This is a genomic window from Mycobacterium sp. E136, from assembly GCF_001666865.1.
Lineage (GTDB): Bacteria > Actinomycetota > Actinomycetes > Mycobacteriales > Mycobacteriaceae > Mycobacterium.
This window is the reverse complement of sequence record NZ_LZJE01000245.1, coordinates 1-8,986: the sequence shown is the minus strand read 5'-3', so window position 1 is coordinate 8,986 and position 8,986 is coordinate 1. Positions and strand designations below refer to the sequence as shown.

General features: G+C 69.1%; 10 protein-coding genes. 1 reads left to right on the top strand and 9 read right to left on the bottom strand.

Translation table 11 applies throughout. The annotated features are described in order from the left end of the window. Positions 1-138 precede the first annotated feature (138 nt). From A5698_RS16205 to A5698_RS16195, 3 genes are all read right to left on the bottom strand, one after another. On the bottom strand, positions 139-1,077 hold the full coding sequence (locus A5698_RS16205; protein WP_068298866.1) for a copper transporter: 939 nt from the start codon (positions 1,075-1,077) through the stop codon (positions 139-141). Between the two features lie 9 nt (positions 1,078-1,086). Further along, on the bottom strand, positions 1,087-2,271 hold the full coding sequence (gene steA / locus A5698_RS16200; RefSeq protein WP_068298857.1) for a putative cytokinetic ring protein SteA: 1,185 nt from the start codon (positions 2,269-2,271) through the stop codon (positions 1,087-1,089). Between the two features lie 81 nt (positions 2,272-2,352). Further along, entirely contained in the window at positions 2,353-2,733 is a 381-nt protein-coding gene (locus tag A5698_RS16195) for a VOC family protein (RefSeq protein WP_068298855.1), read from the bottom strand. Positions 2,734-2,764: 31 nt separating this feature from the next. Between A5698_RS16195 and A5698_RS16190 the strand changes: the two genes are divergently transcribed. Further along, entirely contained in the window at positions 2,765-3,340 is a 576-nt protein-coding gene (locus A5698_RS16190) for a TetR/AcrR family transcriptional regulator (protein ID WP_068298852.1), read from the top strand. Here the strand turns inward: A5698_RS16190 and recN are convergent. The 6 genes from recN to A5698_RS16160 are packed head-to-tail and all read right to left on the bottom strand — an operon-like array spanning position 3,337 to position 8,814. Further along, positions 3,337-5,094: a DNA repair protein RecN gene (gene recN / locus A5698_RS16185; protein ID WP_068298849.1), complete on the bottom strand. Its 1,758-nt coding sequence runs from the start codon at positions 5,092-5,094 to the stop codon at positions 3,337-3,339. The genes A5698_RS16190 and recN overlap by 4 nt on opposite strands. Further along, positions 5,094-6,017 carry an NAD kinase gene (locus A5698_RS16180; protein WP_084792473.1) on the bottom strand — a complete coding sequence of 308 codons (924 nt, stop codon included), beginning with the start codon at positions 6,015-6,017 and terminating at the stop codon, positions 5,094-5,096. The genes recN and A5698_RS16180 overlap by 1 nt, the downstream gene beginning before the upstream one ends. After that, a complete protein-coding gene (locus A5698_RS16175; RefSeq protein WP_068298845.1) occupies positions 6,014-6,817 on the bottom strand; it encodes a TlyA family RNA methyltransferase in 804 nt (267 codons plus the stop codon). The genes A5698_RS16180 and A5698_RS16175 overlap by 4 nt, the downstream gene beginning before the upstream one ends. A gap of 5 nt (positions 6,818-6,822) precedes the next feature. Beyond that, on the bottom strand, positions 6,823-6,999 hold the full coding sequence (locus A5698_RS29040) for a hypothetical protein (RefSeq protein WP_090277879.1): 177 nt from the start codon (positions 6,997-6,999) through the stop codon (positions 6,823-6,825). Between the two features lie 8 nt (positions 7,000-7,007). Further along, complete coding sequence (locus tag A5698_RS16165) at positions 7,008-8,030, bottom strand: HAD-IIA family hydrolase (RefSeq protein WP_068298840.1); 1,023 nt, start codon at positions 8,028-8,030, stop codon at positions 7,008-7,010. Position 8,031: 1 nt separating this feature from the next. Next, positions 8,032-8,814, bottom strand: coding sequence for a tetratricopeptide repeat protein (locus A5698_RS16160; RefSeq protein ID WP_231967425.1), 783 nt, complete (start codon positions 8,812-8,814; stop codon positions 8,032-8,034). Positions 8,815-8,986: the final 172 nt, after the last annotated feature.

Genomic DNA, 8,986 nt, shown 5'->3' with positions numbered 1-8,986 from the left:
GCAGGGCTTACGTTCCTAGGCTGATTCCTAGTTTGGGGCCTGCCGACCCACGGAACCCCACCCTAACACCGAGGCCGACACCGCGTCGGTGACGCGCCGACGGGCGGGAGCGTCGGTGACGCGCCGAGGGCCCGAGCGTCACTGCGGCACGGTGACCGACGTCGACCCCTGGCCGATGCCGTACTGGCCAGGCCGTCCGCCGTTGACCAGATCACTCAACGCCAGCACCGAGGTGATGCGTCCGGCCTCGGTGTCCACGTCGTCGACCGTGGTCACCGCCGAGGTCAGCGCGGGGTCCGACCGGGTGACAGCGATCGCCGACGTACCCGACGCCGAGCCGTCCCGGCCCACCAGCACCGTGCCTGCGCCGTGCGGGGCCAGCCCGCCGGCGAATCGGGCGACGGTGGCGCCGCGGTTACCGGCGTCGTCGCCCAGCGGGCCGCCGGTCACGATCAGCGCGGTGTTCGCCGCGCCGACCCGGTCGCCGTAGGTGATGAAGCCGGTGTCGCGCAGCGTCGCGAGCACCGTTTCGCGTTGGGTGTCGTCGACGGTCTGCACCTTGGGGTCGCGATTGATCAGCAGTGCGATGCCCAGCAGGTCACCGGCCTGCGAGCCCTGGTCGACCGATGTCGTGCTCAACTGCTTGCCCGCGGGCACGATCGGTGAATTGACCACCGACAGCAGCTTCTCGGCGGCGTGGGCCTCGACGAACTGCGGTGTGAGACCCACCGTCCCGCTGACCGTGCCACCGGCCTGACCGACCAGTCGCGTCACCGCGTCGACATCGTCGTCGGAGGCGTCGGGAGTGCGGAAGAGCACCACCGACTTGTCGACGAACGTGTCACGCAGAATGCGCGGTGACATCTGGGCGTCGAACTCCCCTGCCGCACCGAGCTTTTCATTGAGCCCGTTGCGCTCGTCGGTCAGGGTGTTGATCCGGTCCTGCATTTCGTGTTTGTCGTCGCGCAGACCCGAGAGCACGGTGTTGGACAGCAACCCCGAGCCGAGGGCGACACCGATGGCGAGCGCGAGGAACACTGCCGCGAGCGAAATCGCGTGTGTACGTAGGGATATCATCGGGTGCTCCTAGGTGACCCAGCCCTGGACCCAGAGCGAGAAGCGATTCCAGTAATCGGCGATCCAGTCCAGCATCGCGGCATCGACGCGCGCCACCCACAGCGCGACGATCACCGCGATCAGTACGGCGAGCACCAGCAGTGCGATCGCGCCGCCCGACACCCGGCTGCGGTACAGCGTGGCAACGGCCTTGGCGTCGACGAGCTTCTCCCCGACCTTGAGCCGGGTCAAAAACGTCGACGGGTTGCTCTGCTGGCGGGCCCGGTCGAAGAACTCCTCGATGCTCGCGGTGTGGCCGGCGGTGACGATCAGCGACGCACCGTGGTGATCACACAGCAGCAGCGCCAAGTCGGCCGCCGAGCCCGCGGCGGGAAACGTCATCGCCCCGACCCCGAGGTCCTGGATTCGTTCGAGCCCGGCGGCGTGCCCGTCGGCGTCGGCGGGAAGCACCACCTGCGCCCCGCACCGCAACACCTCGGCGCTCATCTTGTCGGGGTCGCCGACGATGAGTTGCGGCCGGTAGCCGGCCTTGCGGAGCACGTCGGCTCCGGTGCCGACGCCGACCAGCACCGGTTGGTACTCCTTGATGAACGGTTTGAGCGCCTTGAGGTCGACCGCGGCGTCGACGTCCTCGGCGACGATCACCACATGGCGCCGGTTGAGGTCGACGTCGATGTCGGGGATGCCGATCCCGTCGATCAGCAGCGGGCTCTCACTGCGAATGAACTCGATGGTGTTGCCGGCGAACGCCTCGAGGTGGGCCACCAGCCCGCTCTTGGCCTCATGCATCAACTCGTGGATCTCGTGGTCGGTGCGCTCGACGCCCTGCACGAGGCAGCGGTCGCCGGCGTAGACCCCGCCGTCGTGCAGTCGTACCCGCGCGCCGTCTTTGACCTTCTTGAAGACGTCGTCGCCGGTGTCGTCGATCAGCGTGATCCCATTCGCGACCAGAACCTCCGGTCCGAGGTTCGGATACCGCCCGGAGATGGACGGAGACGCGTTGACGACGGCCGTGACACCGGACTCGACCAGCGCGTCCGCGGTGATCCGGTCCAGGTCGAGCGCGTCGATGACGACGATGTCGCCCGGGGTGATGCGTCGCAGGAGTCGATCGATGTCGCGGTCGACCCGGGCCGTGCCGGTGATGCCCGGGCGTGAGCTGGCATTGCGAGATAGCAGCGCTGACATCTTCATGCGCCGATTTTGTCGAGATCAGCGCGCTATCTGTCGGAGGCGCGCCGTATCATCTGTCCCTTTTGTCACACACGTAACAGCTCAGCGGAACGGTTCGAACAACTCCACGAGGTTGCCGGAGGGGTCGCAGACCAAGGCCTGCCGGCCGCCGCGGCCGGTGATGACGTCGGCACGCAGCGGCACGCCTGCCTCGGCGAGGCGGCTCACTGCGTCGTCAAGGTCGTTGACTTCCAACTGGATTCGGTTCCATCCGCCGGGAGCGGGACGGCTGCCGTCGCTGAGCGACTGCCCCGCGCCGCCTCCGCCGCCGGGCGAGTTCAACAGGAGTCGCAACTCGTCGCGACGGAGCATGGCAAACCCGGGCCCGGGGCGCATGGCCACCTCGAAGTTCAGTTCTTTGGTGTAGAAGCGGACGGCCGCGTCGACGTCGTCCACAATGTAGCGAACACTGGTGCCCGTCATAATCGCACCTCCTGACAGTTATGATACATCTATGTCTCAAAGTCGCCAGGGCGATCCGCGCGTCGAGCACTCCCGTAGGGTGATTCTGCGCGCCGCGCTGGATGAGTTCGCCGACGCCGGTTATCCGGGTTTTCGGATGGAGTCGGTCGCCACCCGCGCACACGTCGGCCGCAGCACGCTCTACCGGCACTGGCCGGACAAGGCGTCGCTGATCGCCGATGCGCTCGAGACCCTCAACGTCCAACCGGACCCGGGCCACGAGGCGCCCGCCGGGACGGCCCACGCGAGGGTCGAGATCCTGCTGGGGCACCTCGCCCGCGCTCTGAGCGAGTCCGCGGTCTCGGCCTGCATCCCGGCCCTCGTGCACGCAGCGGAAACCGAGCCGGAGATCCGCCGGTTCTTTCACACGTATTCGGCGCAGCGACGCCAACGGCTCACCGACGCGATCGCGTCGGGTGTCAGCGACGGGGAGTTCCCCGCGCGCGTCGATCCCGAGGCCGCTTCGGTGGCGTTGTCGGGCGCGCTGTTCTACCGCCGGCTGGCGAGCGACGAACCCGCCGGCGCGGAATTCGTCAGGGCCCTGGTCGACACGGTGCTGGGCGGCTAATCGCCTCCAGCGCGTTCTTTCTGCGCGGCCTCCAGGAGTTCTCGGGCGTGGGCGCGCCCGCTGTCCGACTCACCCAGCCCGGCCAGCATGCGCGCCAGCTCGGCCACGCGCTCGTCGTCGTCGAGGCGACGTACCCCGCTTGCCTTCTTCCCGCCGTCTCCCCCGACGACGAGATGCACGTCGGCGTACGCGGCGACCTGTGGCAGGTGGGTGACCACGATGACCTGATGGGTGCGGGCCAACCGACCCAGCCGACGGCCGATCTGGACCGCCGCGCGTCCCCCGACTCCGGCGTCGACCTCGTCGAACACCATCGTCGTGCCCTCGGCCGAGGCGGACAACACGACCTCGAGGGCCAACATCACCCGGGAGAGCTCACCGCCCGAGGCGCTCTTGTGCAGCGGCAGTACGTCGGTGCCGTGAGCGCTGAACCCGAACTCGACGTTGTCCACGCCGTCGCGCCCGGCGTGCACGGTCGCACCTGAGGACAACACGACGGGCGCCGAGTCGTCGGCACGGGCCAGCAGCGGGCCAACCGACACGGTGAACACCGCGCCGGTCATGGCCAGCCCGGACAGTTCTGCGGTCACCGCTTTGGCCAAACCCTTGGCCGCTTTGGTTCGTGCCTTGGTCAATTCGGCTGCGGCGGCGACGGTTTTGGTCTCGAGTTCGTCGACGCGTCGCTGCAGGCCGGCCAGCGCTTCTTCAGACACGTCGAGCTGTGCCAGCCGGTCCCGGGAATCGCGGGCCCAGTCGAGCACGCCGTCGATGTCGGCGGCGTACTTGCGGGTGAGGGAACGCAGTTCGGCCTGGCGCGCCAGCTTCGTCTCCAGCGCGCTGGTGTCGGTCGGCAACCCCGACAGATAGGTGCCGAGTTCGCTGCTGACGCTGGTGATGACCGCGACGGCTTCGCTGAGCTGCTGGGCCAGCGCGGTGAGCGCGGTGTCACCCGTCGACTCGAGTGCCGACTTGGCCTGTGCGACACCGTGAGTCGCCGACATCGCGTCGGGCGTGGGGTCGTCGGGACCTGCGAGCGCGGCACGAGCGACCTGGGCGGCATCGCGCAAGGCGTCGAGTTCGGAGAGCCGCCGGATGTCGTCGACGAGCGCATCGTCCTCGCCGGGTTGCGGTGCAACGGCATCGATCTCGTTGAGCCCGAACTTCAGCCGGTCGGCCTCGAGTGCCAGCTCGCGGGCCCGCTGGGTGCGGTCCAGCAGGTCGCGTCGCGCCGCCAGCCATTCCTCGCGCACGCGGCGGTACCGCTTCAACTGCGTTTCGACGTCGGCGAATCGGTCGAGGGCGCCGCGTTGTTCCTCGGGCCGCATCAGCCGCAGCTGGTCGTTCTGCCCATGCAGGGCGAGCAATTCGGCGGTGAAACTGCTCAGCGACTTCGCCGGGACGCTGCGACCCCCGAGGTAGGCCCGCGACGGGCCGTCTCGGCTGACCGAGCGGGCGGCGATCACGCTGCCGTCGTCGTCGCGTTCGGCGCCCGAGCTCTCGAGGATCTCGTCTACCTGCGACGCCACGCCGTCACCGAGTTCGGTTGTGGTGAACCGTCCTTCGACGACCGCGCGGTTGGCGCCGGATCGCACCCGGGTGGCGTCGGCGCGGGCACCGCCGAGCAGGTGAAGCCCGGTGACCACCATCGTCTTGCCTGTCCCGGTCTCGCCGGTCAACACCGTGAAACCGCGGTCGAACTCGGCGGTCGCGGTGCTGATCGCACCCAGTGACTCGATACGGATTTCGGAAAGCACTACTGACCGCGCCACCCCGTGACCGGCAACCGGAATTTGCGCACGAGGCGATCGGTGAACGGTGCGCTGTCGAGGCGCACCCACTTCACCGGGGTCCCACACCGGGTGACCTCCAGCCGTCCCCCGGCGGGCACCACCATCTCGCGGCGGCCGTCGCAGAACACCAGCGCGTCGTGTCCGCTGGCTTCCACCTCGATCGCGATGGCGGCCTCGGGACTGGTGACCATCGGGCGGGCGAACAGCGCGTGAGCGTTGTTCGGCACCACCAGAATTGCCTCCAGCTCGGGCCACACGATCGGGCCGCCGGCGGAGAACGCCCACGCCGTTGACCCGGTCGGCGTCGCCACCAACACACCGTCGCATCCGAACGACGACACCGGGCGGCCGTCGACCTCGAGGACCGCTCCCAGCACCCCCAGGCGGGGCCCTTTTTCGAGACTGGCTTCGTTGAGCGCCCAGCCGCGGTCGACGATCTCCCCGTTCACCCGCACCACGACGTCGAGCGTCATCCGCTCCTCGACGCGGTACTCGCGGTTGACGACGCGCTCGAGCACCGTGTCGATGGAGTCGGCTTCGGCCTCGGCGAGAAACCCGATGCGGCCGAGATTGACTCCCAGCACCGGGATTTCGACGTTGCGCGCGAGTTCGGCGGCACGCAGGAAGGTGCCGTCACCACCGAGGACCAGGACGAGTTCGCACCCTTCGGCGGCGCACTCCTGGGCGTCGACCACCTCGATCTCCACGCCGAGGGCGCGCATGTCGTCGGGCGACAGATGAATGGGTCCGCGGTCGACCGCCTCGGCCGAGAGGACTTTGAGCCCGATTCCGTTGTCGCCGAGGGTTTTCTGTACGCGCCGAGCGACCTCGGTGACTTCATCTCGTCCGGTGTGTACCACCATCAGGATCGTGCGGTCGGCGTTCACTGCGGTCCCTCCGCGACGGCGGCGTGCACGGCGCCGTCGAGCTCCTCGCCCGTCAGCCCGGTGTCTTTTCGCAAATGCAGGAAGTATTCGACATTGCCGGATGGGCCGGGAAGCGGGCTCGCGCTCACCGCGACGGGATACCAGCGCATCTCGGCAGCGCGGCGGGCCACCGAGAGGACGGCGTCGGCTCGTAGCGCCGGATCCGTGACCACGCCGCCCGCGCCGACCCTGTCCTTGCCGACCTCGAACTGCGGTTTCACCATCGGAACGATATCGGCATCGGGTGCTGCGCACGATGTCAGCGCCGGCAGCACTGTGGACAGCGAGATGAACGACAGATCGGCGACGATCAGGTCGACTTGGCCGCCGATCGCGTCGGACGTCAGCTCGCGAACGTTGGTGCGCTCCATGACGGTGACTCGTGGGTCGTTGCGCAGTGACCAGGCCAGCTGGCCGTAGCCGACGTCGGCGGCGATCACCTCTCGGGCGCCGCGGTCGAGCAGTACTTCGGTGAAGCCGCCCGTCGAGGCGCCGGCGTCCAGGCACCGCCTGCCGTCGACGGAGAGGCCGAAGGCGTCCAGGGCTCCGATCAGTTTGTGCGCGCCGCGTGACACCCAGGTGCGTTCGTCGGTGCCTTCGACCGTGAGGTTGGACGTGATCGCGACGGCGGTGGCGGGTTTGGCGGCCGGCATCCCGTCGATGCTCACCCGCCCCGCGCCGATCAGCTCGGCCGCCTGCTGGCGGGATCGGGCCAGTCCCCGTCGCACCAACTCGGCGTCCACTCGCGCGCGCCGTGCCACGGCGCTCAGCCCTTCTCGACCGACTCGAGCGCCTGCACGAGCACGTCGTGCGCCTCTTCCAACCGCGCCGCGAGCAGCTCGATGTCGGCGTCGGCCAGGTTGACACCCTCCTGCGCGGGGTCGGGCAGGTCTGCCAGCAACTCCGCGATCCGGGCGCGAATCTGTTCGGGATCGGTACTCATGTCGTGCTTCACGCTAGCTGATTCGGCCGGGGAAGCAGGGACCACCGCTGCAGGGCCTGGTGCGCGGCGTCGTCACCGGCGCGGACGGTCATCGACTGGCCGTCGCTGCCGGCGTTCCACACGGCGTGGGCGGTCGCCCGTACCACCGATAGCGCATCGTCGGGGTCGTCGCCGGTGGAGTGCACGGTCACCGAGGTCGAGTCGGCGTCGACGCGCCAGGCGGGGTGGTCCCCGATGCGTAGCGCATCGGCCGCGGCGTCGAGCGATCGCAGGTCGGCGGCCAGATAGGTCGGCCGTTCGGATGCCCGGGCGCGGATGACGTCGGCGGCGGTGCTGACGCCGGTGAGCACGAGCAGGCTGGGCAGCCCGGCGGCGTTGGCGCCGGCGATGTCGGTGTCGAGGCGGTCGCCGACTACCAGCGGCGCCTGAAATGTGCCGCGGGCCAACGCATCGGTGAGCAGCGTCGGCTGGGGCTTGCCCGCGACCTGCGGTTCGCGGTCGGTCGCCGCGCGCAACGCCGCCACCATGGAGCCGTTGCCGGGCAGCAGGCCGCGTTCCGACGGCAGCGTCAGGTCGACGTTGGCCGCCACCCACAGCGCGCCGGCGCGGATCGCCAGGGCCGCTTCGGCCAGATCCGGCCAGCCGGTCTGCGGCGAGTGCCCTTGGACGACGGCGACCGGTCCGTCGGACCACTGTCGAACGGGTTTGAGGCCTACGCGGCTGACCTCGCCGGCGAGCGCATCGGTTCCGACGACGAGAACTACTGCACCAGAAGGCAGTTGGGAGGCGAGCAGCCGTGCGGCGCTCTGTGCGCTGGTGACGACGTCGTCGGCGACGGCACTGAAGCCGAGGGCATTGAGGTGCTCGGCGACGTCGGTGGGTTCACGCGAGGCGTTGTTGGTGACGTAGAGAGTCCGGGCTCGGATCGTCGCCAAGGTGTCGACCGCGCCGACGGTGGCTTCGTGGCCTCGGAACACGGTGCCGTCGAGATCCAGGAGGAGGCAGTCGTGCTGGTCGGCGAGTGCGGTCACCTCAGGAGAGCTCCGTGATGCGCTCTTCGGCGTCGGTCGCACCCTCGAGATCGGCCCTCGCGGCGTTGATGAACCACTGCAGCGCATCCTCGTTGCGGCCAAGGGCGAGAAGCGTTTCGGCGTAGACATAAAACAGCCGCGCCGCGGTGTGTCCGGTGCGCGTCACATCCAGCTGGGGTGTCGACAACAGCGCCAGGGCTTGTTCGTGTTGACCGAGATCCGAGCGGGCGCCGGCCACGACAATCCGCAGCTCATCTGCGTCGTCGCCGGTGAGTTGGGCGGCTTCCGGGCTGCGAGCGAGTTCGATCGCACGTTCCGGGCGGCCGACCCCGCGTTCGCAGTCCGCGATCAGCGCCAGCAGAGACGATCGACTGCCCATCCGCCGAGCGGCGCGCAATTCGGCGAGGGCCTGCGCCCAGTCCCCGCAGTGGTAGGCGGCGATGCCGACGGCTTCGCGCACCGCAGGGATGCGGGCGGCGCGGGCGCGCGCGGCCCGCGCATGCTCGAGCGCGGCCCGCGGATCCTCGTCGATGACCTGGCCGGCGGCCACCAAATGGCGGGCGACGAAGTCGGCGGTGTTGCGGTCCAGCGTCGTGAGTTCGCCGCGGATGTCGGGGGCGAGTTGCCTGGGTTCGATGCCGTCGGGTATCGGCGGACCCGATGACTGACGGGGCTCGCGGTCGGGCTTGGGTTGCGCCCTGCGGGCTCGGTTCGGACCGGAGCTGCGCGGTGCCGAACGCTGCGGACGGCGCCCGTCGGTGCCGCCCCTTCTGTCCTCAGCCACGTATGCCTTTCTACCCGATGGACGAGTCTCGCGATAATACGTAATAGATTGTCGCGAAATAGAATTACCCCCCACGCAATTGTGGGGGGTAATCCTAATTTGTGTTCGGCGGTGTCCTACTTTTCCGCCCGTGTGGGGCAGTATCATTGGCGCTGGCAGGCTTAGCTTCCGG

Bases quoted from the DNA above. Each gene is read 5' to 3' on its own strand.
- A5698_RS16205 (WP_068298866.1), bottom strand. From the start codon at position 1,077: ATGATATCCCTACGTACACACGCGATTTCGCTCGCGGCAGTGTTCCTC.
- steA (WP_068298857.1), bottom strand. From the start codon at position 2,271: ATGAAGATGTCAGCGCTGCTATCTCGCAATGCCAGCTCACGCCCGGGC.
- A5698_RS16195 (WP_068298855.1), bottom strand. From the start codon at position 2,733: ATGACGGGCACCAGTGTTCGCTACATTGTGGACGACGTCGACGCGGCC.
- A5698_RS16190 (WP_068298852.1), top strand. From the start codon at position 2,765: ATGTCTCAAAGTCGCCAGGGCGATCCGCGCGTCGAGCACTCCCGTAGG.
- A5698_RS29040 (WP_090277879.1), bottom strand. From the start codon at position 6,999: ATGAGTACCGATCCCGAACAGATTCGCGCCCGGATCGCGGAGTTGCTG.